This window comes from Gloeomargarita sp. SRBZ-1_bins_9 (assembly GCA_039794565.1).
Lineage (GTDB): Bacteria > Cyanobacteriota > Cyanobacteriia > Gloeomargaritales > Gloeomargaritaceae > Gloeomargarita.
In genome coordinates this window covers 1-20,483 of the sequence record JAUQVX010000003.1, presented here as the reverse complement: position 1 = coordinate 20,483, position 20,483 = coordinate 1, and the positions used below count along the sequence as shown (strand labels likewise).

Annotated in this window: 18 protein-coding genes; 3 read left to right on the top strand and 15 right to left on the bottom strand. The window is 59.1% G+C overall.

Annotation, left to right across the window (positions count from 1 at the left end; all coding sequences use genetic code 11):
- Window positions 1-41: 41 nt before the first annotated feature.
- The 8 genes from otsB to Q6L55_04325 form a co-directional block, all read right to left on the bottom strand.
- On the bottom strand, window positions 42-842 hold the full coding sequence (gene otsB, locus Q6L55_04360) for a trehalose-phosphatase (protein MEN9257951.1): 801 nt from the start codon (window positions 840-842) through the stop codon (window positions 42-44).
- Entirely contained in the window at window positions 811-2,304 is a 1,494-nt protein-coding gene (locus Q6L55_04355; protein ID MEN9257950.1) for a trehalose-6-phosphate synthase, read from the bottom strand. Before Q6L55_04355 ends, otsB begins: the two co-directional genes overlap by 32 nt.
- A 12-nt stretch (window positions 2,305-2,316) precedes the next feature.
- Complete coding sequence (locus Q6L55_04350; protein MEN9257949.1) at window positions 2,317-4,110, bottom strand: glycoside hydrolase family 15 protein; 1,794 nt, start codon at window positions 4,108-4,110, stop codon at window positions 2,317-2,319.
- Between the two features lie 38 nt (window positions 4,111-4,148).
- Window positions 4,149-5,786 carry an acetolactate synthase large subunit gene (locus Q6L55_04345; protein ID MEN9257948.1) on the bottom strand — a complete coding sequence of 546 codons (1,638 nt, stop codon included), beginning with the start codon at window positions 5,784-5,786 and terminating at the stop codon, window positions 4,149-4,151.
- 83 nt (window positions 5,787-5,869) lie between these two features.
- Window positions 5,870-6,499, bottom strand: a complete 630-nt coding sequence (locus Q6L55_04340) for a Maf family protein (protein ID MEN9257947.1) — start codon at window positions 6,497-6,499, stop codon at window positions 5,870-5,872.
- A 363-nt stretch (window positions 6,500-6,862) separates the two neighbouring features.
- A complete protein-coding gene (locus Q6L55_04335) occupies window positions 6,863-7,291 on the bottom strand; it encodes a thioesterase family protein (GenBank protein MEN9257946.1) in 429 nt (142 codons plus the stop codon).
- The gene (locus Q6L55_04330) at window positions 7,288-7,863 is read right to left on the bottom strand and encodes an FHA domain-containing protein (GenBank protein MEN9257945.1); all 576 of its coding nucleotides are present in this window, start codon (window positions 7,861-7,863) and stop codon (window positions 7,288-7,290) included. Before Q6L55_04330 ends, Q6L55_04335 begins: the two co-directional genes overlap by 4 nt.
- Window positions 7,864-7,887: 24 nt before the next feature.
- A complete protein-coding gene (locus tag Q6L55_04325) occupies window positions 7,888-10,056 on the bottom strand; it encodes a CHASE2 domain-containing serine/threonine-protein kinase (protein MEN9257944.1) in 2,169 nt (722 codons plus the stop codon).
- A 115-nt stretch (window positions 10,057-10,171) separates the two neighbouring features.
- Between Q6L55_04325 and Q6L55_04320 the strand changes: the two genes are divergently transcribed.
- Window positions 10,172-10,828 carry a response regulator transcription factor gene (locus Q6L55_04320; GenBank protein MEN9257943.1) on the top strand — a complete coding sequence of 219 codons (657 nt, stop codon included), beginning with the start codon at window positions 10,172-10,174 and terminating at the stop codon, window positions 10,826-10,828.
- A gap of 68 nt (window positions 10,829-10,896) precedes the next feature.
- Window positions 10,897-11,265: a chlorophyll a/b-binding protein gene (locus tag Q6L55_04315; protein ID MEN9257942.1), complete on the top strand. Its 369-nt coding sequence runs from the start codon at window positions 10,897-10,899 to the stop codon at window positions 11,263-11,265.
- Here the strand turns inward: Q6L55_04315 and Q6L55_04310 are convergent.
- From Q6L55_04310 to msrB, 7 genes are all read right to left on the bottom strand, one after another.
- Window positions 11,168-13,366 carry a glycoside hydrolase gene (locus Q6L55_04310; protein MEN9257941.1) on the bottom strand — a complete coding sequence of 733 codons (2,199 nt, stop codon included), beginning with the start codon at window positions 13,364-13,366 and terminating at the stop codon, window positions 11,168-11,170. The two genes, Q6L55_04315 and Q6L55_04310, sit on opposite strands and share 98 nt — an antisense overlap.
- A 47-nt stretch (window positions 13,367-13,413) precedes the next feature.
- On the bottom strand, window positions 13,414-13,785 hold the full coding sequence (locus Q6L55_04305; protein ID MEN9257940.1) for a hypothetical protein: 372 nt from the start codon (window positions 13,783-13,785) through the stop codon (window positions 13,414-13,416).
- A gap of 29 nt (window positions 13,786-13,814) precedes the next feature.
- A complete protein-coding gene (locus tag Q6L55_04300; GenBank protein ID MEN9257939.1) occupies window positions 13,815-14,705 on the bottom strand; it encodes a cation diffusion facilitator family transporter in 891 nt (296 codons plus the stop codon).
- Window positions 14,695-15,156, bottom strand: coding sequence for a cyclic nucleotide-binding domain-containing protein (locus tag Q6L55_04295; GenBank protein ID MEN9257938.1), 462 nt, complete (start codon window positions 15,154-15,156; stop codon window positions 14,695-14,697). The genes Q6L55_04300 and Q6L55_04295 overlap by 11 nt, the downstream gene beginning before the upstream one ends.
- Window positions 15,157-15,287: 131 nt before the next feature.
- On the bottom strand, window positions 15,288-17,282 hold the full coding sequence (locus tag Q6L55_04290) for a ribonuclease R (GenBank protein ID MEN9257937.1): 1,995 nt from the start codon (window positions 17,280-17,282) through the stop codon (window positions 15,288-15,290).
- A 44-nt stretch (window positions 17,283-17,326) separates the two neighbouring features.
- Window positions 17,327-17,926, bottom strand: coding sequence for a recombination mediator RecR (gene recR / locus Q6L55_04285; GenBank protein ID MEN9257936.1), 600 nt, complete (start codon window positions 17,924-17,926; stop codon window positions 17,327-17,329).
- Between the two features lie 9 nt (window positions 17,927-17,935).
- Entirely contained in the window at window positions 17,936-18,358 is a 423-nt protein-coding gene (gene msrB / locus Q6L55_04280; protein MEN9257935.1) for a peptide-methionine (R)-S-oxide reductase MsrB, read from the bottom strand.
- A gap of 107 nt (window positions 18,359-18,465) precedes the next feature.
- Between msrB and guaA the strand changes: the two genes are divergently transcribed.
- Window positions 18,466-20,043, top strand: coding sequence for a glutamine-hydrolyzing GMP synthase (gene guaA, locus Q6L55_04275; GenBank protein ID MEN9257934.1), 1,578 nt, complete (start codon window positions 18,466-18,468; stop codon window positions 20,041-20,043).
- The last annotated feature ends 440 nt before the right edge of the window (window positions 20,044-20,483 follow it).

Here is a 20,483-nt window from a genome sequence, read left to right as displayed (position 1 = left end):
ACGCCCACTTTCAGCCCCCCGTCCAACTTTACCGAATGGTTTTACGATTCCAGGAGGGCGGCCAACTCGCGATACACCCCCCCCACATCGGGGCAGGTCAACCGGGCCTGGGTCGTCCCCGGCGCTTTCCCCACCGCGATGGACAATCCCCCCCGTTGATTCACCACCGCAAACGCCGCCTCATCCGTCAAGTCATCCCCGATATAACATCCCTGGCGCAGCCCCCAGGTCTCCCACAAAAAGGCCACCCCCTGCCCCTTATCAAACGTGGCCGGCAGCACCTCCAACACCTCCTTCCCCGGCTGCAACTTAAACCGCTGACACATCGTTAGATGCTCGGCGAAATAGCGGTGCACCAGGGCCACGACCTTTTCTTTCACCAGCGGGGCCGCCTGGCGATAATGCACAGCGAACGAATAGGTTTTGTCCTCGATGTGCACCCCTTGCGCCAGCAAACCCTGCCGCTGCAACAGCTCCTGGATATCCGACCGCAGGGGGGCCAAAGCCCGCTGTATGCCCTCCCGGTCCGGCTGGCGCAGAAACTCCCCCGTTTGGGTCCGGTAAATTTCCCCCCCATGCAGGCCACACAGTACCAGGTTCTCCGGCAACAACTCGGCCAAAAAATCCTGAAGCTGGGGCACCGAGCGGCCACTGATAATCGCCACGCGCAGTTGGGGATGGCGGCACAGGCGGCGCAACAACTCCACCCCTGCAGGGGGCAAAAACGCCTGGTCCGGCCGGGGGACGATGGGAGTTAACGTGCCGTCGTAATCCAAAAACAACCCCAACGGCTCCTCCCGACGCCAGTAATCAGCGATGGGCGACGGCATCGGCAAAGGCATCCATGTAAGACTGCACCCACTGGTGAATATCGTGGCTGGCAATCGTCTGGCGCAACGCCCGCATTTTCCCCTGGGCCACCTCCGGGGGCAACGTCAACGCCTGGTACAACGTATCCGCCATCTGTTCGATGGAAAAGGGATTCACCAGCAGCGCCTCCTTCAACTCATAGGCCGCCCCCGTAAACTCACTTAGAATCAACACCCCCGAATGGTCCACCCGCGCCGCGCAATACTCCTTCGCCACCAAATTCATCCCATCCCGCAGGGGCGTAATCATCGCCACATCCGCGATCAGGAAATAGGTGAGCACCTCCTCCAAAGAAAACTTGCGGTAGAAGTAGTAGATGGGCACCCAGTTATTACGGGAAAACAGCCCATTAATGCGCCCAATCGCCTGCTCCACCTGTTCCCGCATCTGCTGATAGGCCGGTACCGCCGTGCGGGTAGGCGCCGCAATTTGAATGAAAGAAAATCGCTCCAGATACTGGGGATATTTCTCAAAAAACACCTGCAGCGCCTCCAGGTTTTCCAAAATGCCCTTGGTGTAATCCAACCGGTCCACACTAATGCCGATGTATTCCACCGGATAGGTTTCCCGCAGTTGCTTGGCCTTGGCTTGCAGAGTAGGAGAGCGCACCAGCCCCTCGATTTTTTTGACATCAATACTAATGGGAAACGCCCCCACCTGAATCCGCCGCCCCTGATAAAAAATACATTTTTCCGCGCGGCATACCTGCACCTCCTCCGCCGGCAGCAACCGCTCCACCGCATCCAAAAAATACTCCGCGTAATCCGGGATATGGAACCCCAGCAGGTCGCTCCCCAACATCCCCCGCAGAATCACATCCCGCTTAGGCAATATCTTAAACACCTCCAGCGCCGGAAACGGAATGTGCAAAAACAAGCTGATTTTGTGGTGTGGGCACTGTTGCCGCACCAACTCCGGCACCAACAGCAAGTGATAATCCTGCACCCAAATCCAGTCCTCCTGGGTCGTGCAAGTCACCACCGCATCGGCAAATTTTTGGTTGGCCGTTACATAGTTGGGCCAGTCCCGCTCATCAAAAAAGTTGCACCGGGAAATGAAGTAGTGAAACAGGGGCCACAGACGCGTATTGGCATAGCCGTAGTAATAGTGATTGATTTCCTCCTGCGTCAAAGGCACCGGATGGATGCGGTAGGGCAGCTCAATCCTGTCCCAGTCAATCGAGTCATCATCGCTAGAAACATCATCCACCTCCACGGACCGTTTCGACGCATCCTCCCAACAAATCCAGATGCCATCCCGCCGACGCAAAACCGGGTCCAAAGCCGACACCAACCCCCCCGGCAACCGCTCAATGCGAATTTCATTCCCATGGGTCTGAATCGTGTAGGGTTCCCGATTGGACACAATGATGAGACGCCCCGGTGTTTGCAACTCCCTGGTGGCGGGCACCTGTAGCGCTTTCGCTTCCGTCATAGTGGGTTCCTCTTAGCTCTGGGCCAACAACATCGCTGAATTAATAATGGCCACATGGGTATAGGCCTGGGGAAAATTCCCTGTCAGTTCCCCCGTTTTTTGGTTAATGTCCTCCGAAAACAACCCCAAGTGATTCCCAAAGGAAAGCACATGTTCAAAGTAGCTCCGCGCCTTGCGCTTTTGTCCCGACAGGGTTAGGGCATCAATAAACCAGAACGTACAGATGGTAAAGGCATTTTCCGGGAAGCCTAACTCGTCTTGGTTCGTGTAGCGAAAGATAAGACCATCCACCATCAATTCCTCTTCCGAACGCTTAATCGTAGCCAGCATGCGGGGGTCCTTGGGGTCAATGATCCCGAGAATGGGCATCAGCAAATTGCTAGCATCCAAATCCGGTTTGCCATAGGCCTGGGTAAAAGCCTGCCGTTCCTCATTCCAGGCCATCCCCAAAATCATCTCCCGCATCAATTTCCGTTTTTGATTCCACTTGCGGTAAGCCGACAGCCGCTTCAGTTTGTAGGCAATTTTACAACCCCGGTCCACCGCCACCCAACACATCATTTTCGAGAACGTGTAATGGTCCGGTCGGTTGCCGATCTCCCAAATACCGTTGTCTTTTTCCGGAAACTTCTCAATCGCCAAATTCACCAGCCGCTCCACGCAGGTCCAGAGCATATCGCAATCGGGGCACACCACCCGCTCATCCACAAACACCGGGTACATGCTCAGCAGCGCCTCCCCGTACACATCCGTTTGGTGGTGTAGCGTCGCGTCATTGCCGATGCGCACCGGTCGGCTGTTGCGATAGCCCGGCAGATAATCCAGATAGGTCACCGTCGGCACATCATGCCCCTCAATCGTGTATAGGGGTTTTAGGTAATCCGTGTGGGACAAAACGATCTTCGACAAATAGGAAACAAAATTTTCCGTCTCCTCAAATTTGGAAATTTTCAGCAGGGCGTTGACTGTAAAAAACGAATCGCGAATCCAACAGTAGCGGTAATCCCAGTTGCGCACCCCCCCCACAATCTCCGGCAGGCTGGTCGTTGGCGCTGCAATAATCGCCCCCGTCGGCTCATAGATCATTTGTTTGAGGGTCAACGCCGACCGAATAATTTGACTTTGATATTCATTGGGCAAATAGCAATGCTTCACCCACCGCTGCCAGTAGTGGTTGGTGCGCATGAGCTTTTCCTTAATCGCCCCCACGGAATGGTCATGGATGGGCTGGTAGTAAGACAGGCTCAAAAACGCATCCCCTTTCAGGCGCACCGGCTCCCGACCCACAATCTGCACCGGGGAAATGTTGGTCACCAAAAACAATTGATTGTCCTGGTGGGGGGAGGAAATCGTGCTCTCGTTCACAATCGTCAACTCCGCCAGCTCGGGGTGGTACCCCGGTTTGGGGTGGTAATGGATAATCAATTCCGGCTCCCCGTGGCGCACCTCGATATAGCGGCACAGCTCCGGCGGCGTATAGGACCGATTCCCATCCCAAATCTCCCACCGGGGCGCAAAATCATGAATCACAAAACCGGCAAACGCCGACTCAAAAATCGTGAGCAAAACATTGCTGTTGCGCTCGTACACCTGCCGGACGGTGTAGAGATGGCTATCCACCGGTTCGATGGCAAAATAGCCCCCCCGTTCCCCATCTAACAACCGGTCAAACACAAACGGACTATCAAAAGTTGGCATACACAGATACTCAATACTCCCTGACCTGGACACCAAGGCACAAATTCGCCCGTTACCAATCAACCCGTAATCCAACGACGACCGCGACTTGACCAGAGCGCCCACCACCTATGGCACCAATGCTGTACTTTTTCTATTCTGCCAGATTAAATCCGACAGACCAAATCCCCCGCCCGCTGGGTAAAGCGCAGGTTTTCCCGATAATCCACTGGGCAGTCAATCACCGTCGGCACCGGTTGCTCTAGCGCCGTTTTGAGGGTAGGGATAAACTCCTCCGTGGTTTCTAGCCGGTAGCCCTTCAGCCCCATGCTTTCCGCCAGCTTGACAAAATCGGGATTGTTAAAGCGGATGTACTGACTATGGCCGTAGTGCTGGTACTGCTTCCACTCAATCAGACCGTACCCCCCATCGTTAAAGATGATGGTGACAAAGGGCGTCCCTACCCGCAGGGCCGTTTCCAGCTCTTGGCAGTTCATCATAAAGCCCCCATCCCCGGTTACGGCCACCACATGGCGGTCCGGCGCCACCAATTTGGCTGCAATCCCCCCCGGCACCGCAATCCCCATGGCCGCAAAACCATTGGAAATCAAACAGGTATTGGGTTTGAGGCAGTGGTAATGCCGAGCCATCCACATCTTGTGCGCCCCCACATCGCAAATCACAATGTCATCGGGGCCGAGCACCTGCCGCAGGTCATAAATTAACTTTTGCGGCTTGATGGGAAAAGACGTGTCCTGGGCGTAGCGCTCGTAGTCTGCGCGAATCTCATCCCGATAGCGCAGGGCATAGGGGTCCGGTTTCCCCCGCCGATTGGTACGCTGGGAAATCGCTTGCAACGATGCGGAAATGTCCCCCACCACCTCTACAATGGGGATATAGCTACTGTCAATTTCCGCCGCCGTTTGGGCGATGTGAATAATGGGAATCGTGCCCTGGGGATTCCATTTTTTGGGAGAGTACTCCACCAAATCATACCCCACCGCAATCACCAAATCCGTGTGCTCCAAGGCGCAGTTAATGTAGTCCCGCAGTTGCAGCCCCACACTCCAAAGGGCCAGGGGATGGGTATAGGGAATCACCCCCTTGCCCATAAACGTATTGGCCACCGGAATGTTAAGTTGTTCGGCAAAGGCCGTTAGCGCCTCGTGGGCCTGATTGCGAATCGCCCCATTGCCCACCAAAATTAAAGGACTATGGGCATTTTCAATGGCCTCTGCCGCCAGAGAAATACTCCGCTCCGAAGCGCAAATTTTCTCCTGGCGATTCTGGCGCAAGGCATAACCGGCAGCGGGCATGGCGGCAATATTTTCCGGCAGGTCAATGTGCACAGCCCCCGGTTTTTCCTGCTGGGCAATTTTAAAGGCCTTACGCACAATTTCCGGGGTAATGCTGGGGCGAACAATTTGGGCGTTCCACTTGGTCACCGGCGCAAACATGGCCACCAAGTCTAGGTATTGGTGGGATTCAATGTGCATGCGGTCCGTGCCCACCTGTCCGGTAATGGCCACCAGGGGCGCCCCGTCTAAATTGGCATCCGCCACCCCGGTCATTAAATTTGTGGCCCCCGGCCCCAACGTAGATAAACACACCCCTGCCCGCCCCGTCAATCGCCCGTACACATCCGCCATAAAAGCCGCTCCCTGTTCGTGGCGGGTCGTGATGAACTGAATCGAAGAGTGACTAATGGCTTCTAACAGGTCCAAATTCTCCTCACCGGGTAACCCAAAAATATATTCCACACCCTCATTTTCTAAACAATGCACCAATAACTCAGCGGTATTCATAGCCCTTGTGGTTAACCCCCCTTCCTCTAGCTTAGTCTGCCCCTACTGCTAGCACAGTTATCCCTGGCAAAAGCCTATCAAATTTAACAATCCTGGGAAGATGTTTGCAAAACTTTAGATTCCCAGTACTGGGTGAGGTCGTAGCCCAGGTGTTGCATCATCTCCCGCAGCAGGGGCAGGCTGAGGCCGATGACGTTGCTGGGGCAGCCGGTGAGGCGTTCTACCCACAGGCCCCCTTTACCTTCCAGGGCAAAGGCGCCGGCGCACTGCAGGGGTTCCCCCGTTTGGACGTAGGCGCTTATCTGGGCGGGGGTCAACCGGGCAAAAAAGACCTGGGTGGTGGCGACGCGGCTGAGGGTTTCCCCCGTGCTCAGGTCAATCAGGGTGTGGCCTGTATGCAGATGGCCGTGCCGACCGCTGAGCTTTTCCAGTTGGGCAACCGCCGCTTCAGGGGTTTCCGGTTTGCCATGGACCACCCCGTCGAGTTCCAACAGGGAATCACACCCCAGGACCACCCCGGGCGGGTCAAACCGGCGGGCCACTGCTTGGGCTTTGGCGGTCGCCAGGGTCCTCACCAGGGTTTGGGGGTCCGGGGCCGTAATAGCCTCTTCGTCCACACCGCTGGGACAAACCACCGGTTCGATGCCGATTTGCCGCAGCAGTTGCCGCCGAGCCGGTGACGCCGAAGCCAAGATCAAACGCGGGGGATGCATGGTGAACAGACGATTCTCCCACATCAGGAACTAGAATAGCGTCACGGAATACGGGCAGCAGTCTCCTGGTCAAGTTCGGTTTGCCCGGGAATTAACTGCAGTTTTCCCCCTGCTAGGCGCTGCCTTGGCATGATGTTAAGACCTATGGTGTTCCCCATGGGTTTTTCGGCCAATTACATGGCCGGTCATCTGCCCTGTTGCGATCCCTCGGCATAAGGCTTCTGCATCCTGCGCAGCATCACCGGGAGCAGGTTTATCGGCCACGGATTGGCCCTATTAAAATGGTCTGTTTTTTTGGGGGTGTTTCGCCGGGGATGGTATCAAAACCTGGTTCCTTAGCTGTACCTCCTGGCTGCCGTAGCTTTACACCCATCGGCCATCCCGTTCCCATGCCGCGAAAACCCGATCGAGCAGGGGGGGCAGGCGTCGGTAGAGTTTGCCAGTGAGGCGATTCAGGGGAGCCAAGGAGACCACCGCCGTACAAACGGGTTCCCCCTGCCGGGTTAACTCGTAATCCCACACTAAACGTACCCCCTGGCGGGGCCGGAGTCGCGTTTTCACCAGCACTTCATCCCCCAAGTAAACGGGCCGATGGTAACGGATGAATAAATCCACCACGGGTAAATCGCAATTGGCGGCCACCAGGTCCCTGAACTTGATGCCCTGCTGGTCTAACCAGGCCACCCGCGCTTGTTCCAGCCAGTACAGGTAGCGCCCGTGCCAAACAACGCCCGCATAGTCGGTGTCCTGGGGATAAACTTGCACCGGATAGATAAACCATTCCTGTTTCATCGGTTCCAGGCCATGACCTGCGGGGAAGGGGGCGAGGATTTGGGACGGAACTGCTCCAGAAGGGTGGTCACCAGGGTCCAGGTGGCGGCGGCGGCAATCATCACCAGCACCAGGGCCAGGACGATGACCAAGCCGGTGTAACTGGCGGGCTGTTTGGGGCTTAGGGTATGGGGGGCGGCGGTGGTGGGGGTGTTGATCTGAGTGGCATTGGGGTCGTTGGTGGTGGTGAAGGTGACGGTGATGCGGTGACTGCCCAGGCGAATGACGTCTTGACCGTGCAGGACGCGGCTGGCTTGGTGGAACCGTTCCCCGTTGAGTTCGGTGCCGTTGGCGCTGCGGTCCGTGAGAAGGACTTTTCCGCCGCTGCTGATGATCAGGGCGTGATACCGGGAAATCTGCCGGTCCGGTAAAACCAGGCGGTTGACGGGTTTGCCCCCCAGGTGACTGGGCATCTGGTCGTATTCACGGCCAATGGCAATGGGAGGCAGGTAGGTCTGCTGATTGACCGCCCCGGTTTGGGGATCGTTCCAGGTCAGTTGGATGTACAGGGGTTCTTCCATGGCTAACTCCACCGCCAGTGGTGACCTTGCTTGGTCTTAAAGTAACATCTGCAAATCCCGCAGCACCTCGATGGCCGTTTGATAGCGCTCGGTGTAGAAGTAAGCCACCATTTTGTCTAGTATATCCGCCAGGCGGGGACTGACCTGGGCATAGGGCCGCCAAATGGGCAATCCCGTATCGGGGTGCAATTCCAAATCCCGGGGGGGTTTGCCCGTCAGGGCCTGGATGGCAATCATCCCCACCGCATACAGGTCGCTGTTGAGTTGGGGGCGTCCGCCCATCTGTTCACTCGGCGCATAGCCGCGGGTGCCAACCGCCACGGTGTACTCGGTTTCGTCGTGGCCGATGGCGGGACGGATCTGCTTGACGGCCCCAAAGTCAATCAACACCAAGCGCTGGTCCTTGGCCCGCCGGATCAGATTGGCCGGTTTGATGTCCCGGTGGATGACCTGATGGGCATGGACAAACGCCAGCACCTCTAAAATGCCCCGCAGCAGGGCCAGGGTATAGGCTTCATCGTGGGTTTGCCCCGGCGTTAATTCCTGGTCCAGCCCCGTTCCCTCGATGTACTCCTGCACCAGGTAAAACTCTTGGTTTTCTTCAAAATAGGCCAGGAGTTGGGGAATCTGGGGGTGCCGACCTAAGACTTCCAAAATTTCCGCCTCCGTGTTGAACAGGCGCCGGGCAATCTCCAGGAACTGGGCATCAGTGCGGGCCGGTCGCAATTGCTTGACGACACAGGGGGGACGCCCCGGGCGCTGGGTGTCATGGGCCAGATAGGTGCAGCCAAACCCCCCTTTCCCCAACACCCGCTCCACCTGATAACGACCCGCCAGCAATCCAGTTTCCTGCCGCGTTGGTTGCGTCCCCAAGGGTCCTAGGGCGGTCACCTGGGTAGTGGCCAACAGGGTCTGGAGCCGGGTAATTTGTTCCTGCTGTTGGGCCACCTTGGCTGCCACTAGCCGATGTTGCCGGTCAGTTTCGTAGGCCCTGTAGGCTACCACCCCCATCGCTGCGGTCATCCAGCCCAGGACTGGCGGCGCCAGGGGAATCCACCCCCCCACCCGCAACAAGGCCACTGCCAGCACACCCAGGCCCAGCACCCCAGCCACTAGACCCAGCGCCAACTGCCAAGGATGCCGCAATCGCCAGCCTAGGAGTCCCCCCACCCCGGCCCAGACCCAGGTCCATACAATTTCCCACCCCTGGGGCCAGTACCAAATCTGGGGGCGACCGTCGAGGGCGGCGCTGATGAGCTGGCTGGCAATTTGGCCATGAATCACCACCCCCGCCATTTTCTGGTCATCGGTTAATCCGGCGCTGTAGGGGGTATAGAACTCATCCTTGGCGCTGGCAGCCGTGGTCCCGATCAACACCAACCGGTCCCGGATCAGCGCCGGTGGCACTTGGTGCGCCAGCAGTTCCCCCAAGGTCACCTGGGCAACCCCCTGGCGCGCCCCCCGGTAGTTCAACAGGATTTGGTACCCCCGGTCGTCGAGTCCCTGGTACGGCCCACTGCGAGGGGTTAAGCGCGGGAAAACTCCCCGGCCCAAGACAATCGTGCCGTCGGGGGTTTGGCGGGGTTGAATGCCCAGGGGAGCTAAATACCGCAACGCCGCCTGGACTGCTAAGGCATGGGGGGTCGGGCAGGGCGCACTCGGGTCCGGTCGCACCCCCAGCAAGGCCCGGCGCACCGTTCCCCCCGCATCTACCAGAATGTCGGCAAACCCCACCCGCACCACCATCGTTTCCGGCGTCACCACCGGCGGTGGTTTAATCCCGGGACTTTGGCCATCCCCTAACTTGCAAACCACGATGAGATGAGGGTTTTGGGCCAGTAGCTGGTGCAGGTGGGCGGTGCCGGGGGGCTGGGGAATGTCTCGGTACAAGTCCAGGCCGATGACCCGAGGTTGGGCCGCCAGTAACACCTGGATTGCCCTGGCCAGGACACCATCCCGTAGAGGCCACTGCCCCAGGCGCTGAATATCGGCCTCGGTAATTCCCACCACCAGCACCCGTTTATCGGTTGGCTCAGGCGGGCGCCAGCGCAGCATTTGGTCATAAAGGGCCAACTCCAGGGGCTGGAATGCTCCTACCCAACGCACCCCGGTGATGACCAGCCCCACCAGGCATCCCCCCACCACTGCCGGCCAGCCGGACCAACGCCTCCCCGTCTCCCACCCATGCCGGAACCAGCCTGCCACGTCCGTTCCCTGCCCTGGTGTTGGCTGCTAGTCTATCACACCCCTGTCATCAGTCCGTTGACGACCCCCGCCGGCAACGCCTAAGTTAGTAGCCAAGCCCCTTTTTAGTATCGCCATGTCTCCCCATGTGCTGTTGGTGGATGACGAGCCTGGTTTACGCCAAGCCGTCCAAGCCTACCTCGAAGACAGCGGTTTTACAGTCACCACCGCCCCCAACGCCCAGGTCGCCTGGGAACTGTTGCAACAGCAGCGCCCCGATGTGGTGGTCTCCGACATCATGATGCCCCAGGTGAATGGCTACGAGTTTCTGCAGCGCCTGCGCCAGGACCCCCGTTTTCACCACCTGCCGGTAATTTTTCTCACCGCCCGGGGACTGACCAAGGACCGGATTGCCGGGTTTCGCGCCGGGGTGGACGCCTATATCCCCAAACCCTTTGACCCGGAGGAACTGGTGGCGGTGATCGAAAACCTCCTGCGCCGCAAGGAACCCCCCTCCCCCGATGTGGTGCAGCAGTTGGCCGAAATTAAAGCCCTGTTGACCCAGCAGGGGCACCTCCTTCCCAAGGAACCTCCACCTATCGAGCTAACCCCCCGGGAACGCAGCGTTCTGGAACTCCTGGCCCAGGGGCTAATGAACAAAGAAATCGCCCACCGCTTGAACACCAGCGTCCGCAACGTGGAAAAGTACGTCAGCCGCCTGTTTGCCAAAACCGGCACCAACAGCCGCACCGAATTGGTCCGCTTCGCCCTGGAACACGGCCTGGCCAAATAACCCCCACCTGGACAAATCCCTTAACCAAATGTAACAATTTGTCACAAGTGGTGACGTTGAGGCAGAACATGCGGCGGTTGTTGGACAAGGTGAATGTGAATCCCACGGGTGAAGGTACGTTTGGCTTTACCCATGTGGCCGAGAAGTGGAACGGGCGGCTGGCGATGATCGGGATGGTCTGTTTAGTGGTGGGGGAAATCACCACCGGCAAGGGGCAGTTGGCGCAAATGGGGCTCACTGAGCGGGGTCAGGCATTGGTGGTGGTACTGTTGTTACTCGCCTTGACGATTGCCACCATGCTGGGCTATTACGCGGTGGGATACGCCAAGCAGATGTCTCTCACGGTACCGCCAAGTTCAACAAGCCCTGATCGGGCAAGTACCCCCGAAACTGTCCCGTCCGACCCAGCACCAGCAGTAGAGACACGGACCAATTAGGAGCCACCTGCAACTCCCCCCAGGGCACGGCAATTTCCAAGCAGCTCCCCAGGGCCATCTGACTGGTGGTGGGTTGGGGTATCCAGGTATCGTCAGGGCCGGCCACCGCCAACCAGCAAAACCGTTCCTGCAAATGGACCCCCAGGTGATGGCGGAAGCGGTAGTTACAGGGGGGAATGTCCGGCACCTCCGCCAGGGGAATCGGGCTGGTCTGTCCCAACTGTCCCGGATAAAACCAGACCAGGTGCAAGCTGGTGAAATCCGCCTTGGCCGGTAAAAACTCCGGTTGAAAGTCCACCCGCACATAGAAATGCAAATGGTCGGCGCCGTAGCGAATCGCCTCGATGGGATGCCGTTGGTACATCGTGGCCCGCGCCGTACCTACCCGCACCAGACCCGCCTGGAACCAGTCCTGCTCATCCCCCTGCCCATCAATGACTGGATGGATCAACCCCTCCGGCGGATAATCTCCAGGAAATTGCTGGGGTTCTAAGGGGTAATCCAGGACGTCCGGGGGTGTTTGTCCCAGATACCGATACAAGGCCTGCAAATGCTCCCGAAACAGGGCATCAAACACCGGGTCCAGCCGGGAACTGTTCCCCGCCCCGAACCACCAGAACCAATCCGATCCCTCCGCCGCTGCTAAAGCTTCCCAGGCCGCCGCCGAGGGTCGCTCCACCCCTGCGAAAACGGCCCGCGCCTGGGCTAGGTAATCCCACGCCCGATTTTTCACCGGGTCGCCGATCCAGGTAGTGAAACTAGCTTCAATCCACGACCCGCTGTGCAAGTGCTCCAGGGTAACCCGGGGCGGAAACTGGGCCAAAAACTCCGATACCGTTACCCCGCAAAATCGTTCGTCCCGGCTCAAGGCGCTGAACAAGGCCTCCAAAAACGGCCCCCCATCCTGGGGGTAGTGCTCCCAACAATTTTCCCCATCCAAGGCAATGGTCACCAGCCAGGGGTCGTTGGCGGTTGTTTCCTCCTGGGCGCGGGCGTGAATATGCCCCAACCGGCCTACGAAATCCGCCACCGCCTTTTCCACCGGCACATGACAGTAGGAAAACCCAATCAAATCCGAGAGCCGATGGTCCCGGAAGACCAGGGCCAAGTCCCCGGCGGGGGTGGACATGCGGTAGGGACGATAGAGGTCATCCGGCGCCAGGACCTGCCCTTGACCATCCCGCTCGATGGGTCGGCGCAAGCTGGCGGCTAGCACCCCCTCATCGCTGCACAACCAACGAAACCCCTGGCGCACCACCGGCTCGAGAATCGCCGGACTCACTGCTTGTTCCGACGGCCATAGCCCCCTGGGAGTACAGTCAAAGGTCTGTTGATAATGGGCCCATGCCTTTTCCAATTGCCAACTAACGTCCTGGGGCCAGCAAAACCGCTGTTGCGGTAAAGGTAATTGGGGAACGGCCACCCGCGCCGACTCCGTATCCGCCAACAGGGGTAGGATGGGGTGAGTATAGGGACTGGTGGTGAGTTCGATCACACCGGCCTCCTGCCAGCGGCGATGCTCCGGGATGATCTGGGCCAGAATCTCCCGTTGGATTTGCCAGAGGGCCTGCCGGTCCGCCAGAGTAAACCCTTGCCCGCGTTCGTACCAGGTTTGCACATCCAGACGTTCCCGGAACAGGGGGTCCAGCCAGGTCAAGTTGTGCCACATCAACAAATCCTCAAAATCCTGGAGCGACCAGTTTTCCAGACACCAGGCCCGTCCCTTGGTCTGCACCTGCTCGTACAGGCGGCGATAGGTCGGGTAGGGGTCAATCATGGTGCGGTGGGGGGCATCAAAAAAACTGGTGACGACAAAATGGCGCTCCCATTCGTTCAGGTCAGCAGCGGCCTTCAGGCTCACGGCCAGGTAGGGGTCCATGGCCCGCCCTTGGACGTAGTCCTCGATTTGCACCAGCAGCGACGGCACCAGGTTAATGGTGTGATGGAAGGTGGGGTAACGGGTCAGGTGTAACAACAAATCCAAATAATCTTTAGTGCCGTGCAAACGCACCCAGGGCAGCCGGTATTCCCCGGTGAGCAGGCTTTTATAGAACGGTTGATGCTGGTGCCAGATAAAGGCGATGTAGAGGGGATGGGGCATCGGCCTCCTCTAGGCAAACTACCCCCACTCTAGCAGAAGCCCCCCCTTTAAGCAGGGTCATCCGGGCGCAATTGTTCTAGGGATTCCCGCAACGCAGCCAGCTCCTGGGTCAGTTCCTGCAATTGGGCCGCCGCCTGGGTGGGTGGGTTGTCCTCTTGAATGGTGACCTCCACGGGTGGAGATGCCGGCGGCGGCGAAGTCTGACGGCCAAACAGGCGTTCGACAAATTCCCGGGCCTCCGCTTCGGTTTTTTCCCCCTTGGCGACTAACTCCTGCACCAGTTGCTGCATCTCCCGCTGCCATTGCTGGAGTTGGGCCTGGCGTTTTTGCTCATCCTGCACCCACTCCACCACGGTGCTAGCGCAACCCAACAAGGCCCGGAATCCCTGCTGCAACCACATTTCTGGCGTACTGACCATGGGTCTGTCCTCGTTTTGGTTCTACTGTATCAACCGGTCGGCTCCGCTGGCAAATCACCGGGACTCGGTTCGATGTGAATGGTAATCCGGGCCGGGCCGTAGTGTTTTTGCAACAGGGCCTCCACCTGCTCGCTCACCCGATGGGCGGTGGTTAAATCCTGGGTTGTCACCACCAGGTGCAATTCGATAAACACCTGCCGTCCCACCACCCCCCGGGAAGAAATGTCGTGGCAACTCTCGACCCCGGGCACCTGGGTTGCCAGGCGAGCAATGGCCTCCGGCGCAATCGCCATCGCATCCACCAGCCAGGGCAAGTTGATGGTTAGAATCCGCCAGCCGCTGTAGAGCACCAAGGCCGCCACTGGAATCGCCAACACCGTATCCAGCCAGGTCCAGCCGGCCAATACCCCCGCCATCCCCACCAGCACCGTGAGATTGATCCACAGGTCCCCCAGGGTGTGTAGGGCATCCGCCCGCAGGATGGGACTGTCCAGCCGTTGGCCCTGCTGGTACTCGTACCAGGTGATGGCGCTGTTGACCAGCAACACCAGCAGCAACAAAGCGAAATCCGCCAGGCGAAAACGGGGTGGAGGGGTTGCTGCCATCAGCCGCACCACCGCCTGCTGGATCACCTCAAAACTCACCACCCCCAGCAACACGGCAATCACCAGCGCCCCCACCGCCTCAAATTTCTGGTGGCCGTAGGGGTGTTCCCGGTCCGGCTCCGGTTTAGCCCAGCTCTGGGTCACCAGGCCCACTCCACTGCTGAGGCAATCGGTCAAGCTGTGCAGGGTATCCGCCACGATCGCCAGGGAACCGGTCCCCAAGCCCACCGCGAGTTTCACCCCGAAGATGGCCAAGTTATAGCCCAGCACGATGCGCAGTACCCGCTTGACCTGACCGCCCCGGCTAAGCTGCATAGGTCCCCACGCTGACCAACTGGTTGAGCCGCCGAATCCGTTGACACAGGTTCTGGATGATATTCAGGGCAATGGCCGGGTTGTTGAGAATGGCTTCCTGCATTTGCGGCTGGGACAGACACAGGCAGGTGCAGGGGGTTAACGCGGTCACCGACGCCGAGCGGGGTTCGCTGTCAAAAAGGGACATCTCCCCAAAGTAGGCACCAGCCTCCAACCGGGCCAACTCCACCTCGCCGATGTGAATCTTCACCTGGCCCGCCGAGAGGATGTAAAACAGTTGACCGATGTCCCCCCGCTCAAAAATCGTTTCCCCTGGTTGAAAGCGCAGTTCCATCATTTGCTCCGCCAAATCCCGCAGGAAATCGTAATCATTGATCCCCCGAAAAATCGGTACATTCCGCAGGAACATTAGGCGGTCTGTCAAGCTCAAATCTGATGTATCAATCGTCATCCTGAACCCCCCTGCACCGACCAACCATTACGTTTTTTGGCATTCCCTCACCACCCTGATTCTAACCCAGGCGTTTTCCCGTCCCCGAGTACCACCGAAAATTTTTATGAAAATAGCCGGGGCGGCACAGTTTAGGGGCCGGTGACCTCCTGCAAATGGATGACATCCCGGTAGGGGTCCACATGGGTCACCTTCACCCGGAGTTGCTCTCCCAATTTCACCGACCGTTGCACCCGCATGGACAATTCCAGCCCCAATTCTTCCAGCAGCACCAGCACCAGGTCCCCCTCTTCTCGCAGCCAGCGCAGGACCACCGCCGTCCAGATGGTATCGGCATGGCGGCGCAGGTACTCCAAGCTCCAGTAGCGGTTGGTTTGGCGTTCCACAGCGCTGGCTTCCTGGGTTGCCGCTGTCACCCCCTGGAGGATGGTTTGCAATTGGGTCGCATCGAAAACCGGTGGTTCCCCCCGCAGGTGGGCCTTCAGTTGCCAGTGGGCCAGCAAATCCCCGTAGCGCCGGATGGGGGATGTCGCCTGCACATAGGCCTCTAAGCCCAAACTGGCGTGGCGACCGGGGGTTACACTGACCTCGCTTTTAGTCAGACAGCGGCGGATGGCCAAGGTGCGCACCGGCCCACTCGGCAGTTGCTGGAGTTCTTCCTCCGGGGGCAACTCTGGCTGGGCTTGGGAACGAAAGGGCATAGGCAACCCGGCGGCCTGGGCATAGCGGGCGGTGACCTCCCCAGCCAGGATCATCATTTCCGCCACCAGCAGGCGAGCGGGGGATGGCTGCTGCACTTGCACGTCCACCTGGTCATCCACCACCCGGATGGTCGCCTCCGGCATCTGAATCTGGATCGCCCCCTGGGCCAAGCGCCAGGCCAAGCGCCGCTGCGCCCACCGGTACAGGTGCGACAACTCCCCTTCGTTGGACTCCTGCAACGCCAACAGTTCATCCACGTCGTCGTAGGTGAGCCGGTAGGTGGGGCGCACCCAACTGGGCATGATCCGGTAGTCGGCAACCGCCCCCGCGGGGTCCAATGTCACCGCAAAACTGAGGGCGCAACAGGTTTGACCCTGCTGCAGGCTCATGGGACCGGTGGCCAGGGCCTCGGGAAACATGGGAATGACCCCGGTAGGCAGATAAACGCTGGTGCTGCGGCGGCGGGCCTCCTGGTCGAGCACATCCCCCGGCGTCAACCAGCGGGACGGGTCGGCGATATGAATCCACAGGCGTTCCTGGCCATCGGGGAGTCGTTCCCAGCTCAGGCCATCGTCAATTTCCTGGGTGCTGCTGTCGTCAATCGTATAGACCTTCAGACCCGTCAAATCCTGACGCCAGGGGGCATCGGGGTCCGGGGGCGGGTGGTCCAGGCGCATAGCGGCCGCCTCCAAAACGGCGGGGGGAAAGGTGGTGGGCACGGAACTACGGCGGAGGGCCAGATTCTCGTGGGGATGCCACCAGCCCAGGGCGACCAGCAGCCCTCGCGCTTCGGTTGGGGTCACCCCCCGGTTCAACTGGGTTAGCAGTTCCGCCACAGCACGCGCCGGTTGCCCCTCTACGATAACAAACTGTTCCACCTGTTCCAAAATTTGCCGTTCCTTGGCCGTCCAGGTCACCGTTTCCCCCGCCAGCGCTTGGTGGACTTTGGTGTAAAACGCTTGGGTTTCCTGTTGTTTTTGCGCTGCCTTTTGGAGTTGGTGGCGGATGTCCTGGACCTGTTGGGGGGGACGGGGTTCGTAGTATGCCCCCTTTTGCTTGAAGAAAATCCGGTCCTGGCGCAACAGGCGGTGGGCGGCGTAGCACAAGGGGGGGTCGGTTTGGTTAAACAGTAGCTGGGCCAATTCTTCGGGATTCACCAGCCGGTTTTCACTGCTGAGCAATTCCCAGGCCACCTCTAGGGCGTCCGGGTCGGTGTAGGCATCGGCGGTTTGGGCAAAGTCGGCGATATCCTCGACGGTATAGGAACGGCCTAGGGCCACAAAACTGATCTGGCGGGGGTGTACGCTGTAGGTCCGCCCCTGGGCATCGGCGGCAATCCAGTTCTTTTTGCCATCCGGGCGCTGGATCACCCCCAGCCGGGTCTCCCCATCGGTTTCAAATTCAATCAGCGTGCCTTTCTCCACACGCCTCCAAAGCCCTTTTGGTGTCTATATATATTATTGCCCCCCTAAAGCTCCCGCCGTCCCTCCAGGGCTTTGGCCAGGGTCAACTCATCGGCGTACTCCAAATCCCCCCCCACCGGCAACCCAAAGGCAATCCGCGTCACCCGGGTCAGGGGTTTGAGCAGACGCCCCAGGTACAAAATGGTGGTCTCCCCTTCGATCGTGGGGCTGAGGGCTAGGATGACTTCTTTGATGGGCCGTTCCCCCACCCGTTTCACCAGGGCAGCGATGGTGAGTTGCTCCGGGCCGATGCCATCCATCGGGGAAATCACCCCCCCCAGGACGTGGTACTTGCCCCGGTACTCGCGGGTTTTTTCCAGGGCCATCACATCCCGGGAGTCGCTCACCACACAGATGACCTCATCATCCCGGTCTGGGTCGGCGCAGATGTCACACACCGGTTCCGCCGATAGGTGATAGCAGATTTGGCAATGGCCCACCTGTTGTTTGGCCTCCAGAAGTGCCTGGGCCAGGGCCTGCACCTCCGCCTCCGGTTGCTTGAGGATGTATAGGGCCAGCCGTTGGGCCGACTTGGGGCCGATCCCAGGCAGCCGTTGCAACCGTTCAATCAGACGCGCCAGGGGACGGGTGTAGGCAGCACTCAAGGGCAGTTCCTAACGGTGAAGCACAGGCGCCGGCTCCCCTTCCGGGACAAAAATCAGGGCCACCCCATTGATACAGTAGCGCAGGCCGGTGGGGGCAGGGCCATCGGGAAACACATGCCCCAAATGTCCCCCACAGCGTTGGCAGTGCACCTCAATCCGCCGCATGCCGTAGGACAAATCCTCACGGGTGCCAATAGCTCCCTCCACCGGCGCATAAAAACTGGGCCACCCCGTGCCGCTGTTGAACTTGGTCGCGGAGGTAAACAGCAACGCCCCACAACCGGCGCAGTAGTACTTACCCGGAGCATAGTTTTTGTCCAAGGGGCTGCTACCGGGGCGTTCCGTGCCATGTTGCCGTAATACACGAAACTGATCCGGCGTGAGTACTTTCTGCCATTCTTCCTCAGTGCGGGGTAACGGGGCCGAATCCATAGGATTGCTTTCCTGATAAGGGGTTTCTTCTATACCTTTTAACATAACTTCATACACGCCGCCAGCGGGTTAGAATGGGGGAGTAGTGGCTGGGACAGGGTGCGCCTGTGGATGGTGTTGACTTGGCTCACCGGCAGATGATTGCCATTTTGGATTTCGGCTCCCAATATTCCGAGCTGATTGCCCGGCGGATTCGGGAGACGCAGGTGTATTCCGAGTTATTACCCTACCACACCACCGCCGAGGCCCTACGTCGGTTGCAACCCCGGGGCATTATTCTTTCCGGCGGTCCTAATTCTGTGTACGACCGGGGCGCACCCCAATGTGATCCAGAAATTTGGAACCTGGGCATCCCCATCCTGGGGGTCTGCTATGGGATGCAATTGATGGTGCAGCAGTTGGGGGGCAAGGTGGTGCGCTCGGCCCTGGGGGAATACGGGAGAGCGGCGCTGCACATTGACGACCCCACCGATTTGCTCACCAATGTGGAGGACGGCACCATCATGTGGATGAGCCACGGGGACAGTGTGGTGCAGTTGCCCGAGGGTTTTGCCATCCTGGCCCATACGGAAAATTGTCCCTGCGCAGCCATTGCCCACCACGAGCGCAACCTCTACGGGGTGCAATTTCACCCGGAGGTGGCCCACTCCCAGGGGGGCATGGCCATTATTCGCAATTTCGTCTATCACATCTGCGGCTGTGAACCGACGTGGACGACGGCCGCTTTTGTGGAGGAGGCCATCAACGAAATCCGGGCCAAGGTGGGCCATAAGCGGGTGTTGCTGGCGTTGTCGGGGGGCGTGGATTCGTCCACCCTAGCCTTTTTGCTGCACAAGGCCATTGGCAACCAGCTTACCTGTGTGTTTATTGACCAGGGGTTCATGCGCAAGCTGGAGCCGGAGCGGTTGTTGAAGCTCTTTCACGAGCAATTTCACATCCCGGTGGAGTATGTCAATGCGCGGGACCAGTTCCTGGAGGCCATCAAGGGGGTGACCGACCCGGAGGAAAAACGGCGCATTATCGGCCACGAATTTATTAAGGTGTTTGAGCGGGAGTCCCAGCGCTTGGGGCCGTTTGATTACCTGGCCCAGGGGACCCTCTACCCGGATGTGATCGAATCGGCGGGTGGGCCGGTGGACCCCCAAACGGGTGAGCGGGTAGCGGTCAAGATCAAAAGCCATCACAACGTGGGGGGGCTACCGAAAAATCTCCAGTTCAAACTGATTGAACCCCTGCGGCGGCTATTCAAGGACGAGGTGCGCAAGGTGGCCCGCTCCCTGGGACTGCCGGAGGAGATCGTGCAGCGGCAACCGTTTCCGGGGCCGGGGTTGGCCATTCGCATCATCGGGGAGGTGACGCCAGAACGCCTGGAGATGCTGCGGGAGGCGGACTGGATCGTGCGGCAGGAGATCAACCGGCATGGGTTGTACAACCAGCTTTGGCAGGCCTTTGCCGTGTTGTTGCCGGTGCGCTCGGTGGGGGTCATGGGGGACAAACGCACCTACGCCTACCCGATTGTCCTGCGGCTGGTCACCAGCGAAGACGGCATGACGGCGGACTGGGCTAAGGTGCCCTATGAGTTTCTGGAGGTGGTGGCTAATCGCATCGTCAACGAGGTGCCGGGCATCAACCGCGTGGTGTATGACATTACTTCCAAACCGCCGGGCACGATCGAGTGGGAGTGATAAAGAGAGCAAGTAGCAAGCAAGTGCAACTGGAGCGAGAAGAACGATGCGCAAGGTGGTTCTACTCCGGAGGTCGAACACGAGCCCACAAGAGCGCCCACAGGCATGTCCTCGGTGCGGACACACAGCCCTACAGGGCTAGGGGACGGTAGAGAAGATTGTTGGCACGACCACCCTTGCTTGTATGCCCGATTTAGGTGCTCCTGCGCCTTAGGTGGTGCTTGCTGTCTGGACACGCGCCAGCACGTCCCCGATCTCGCTGAGGCGGCGCGCCACCGCCCAGTGCCAACGACCAAAGCCGCCATGCGCGTTGACAGCCTGAACCCACTCGTCCAAAGCGTTGACGATGAAGCGGTCAACGGGTGTGCAGCCTCTCACTCTATCCCTATCCCGTAGCTGCCTGCTATCCCACCCTGCACCTGCATTCGCTCGCCTCAAAC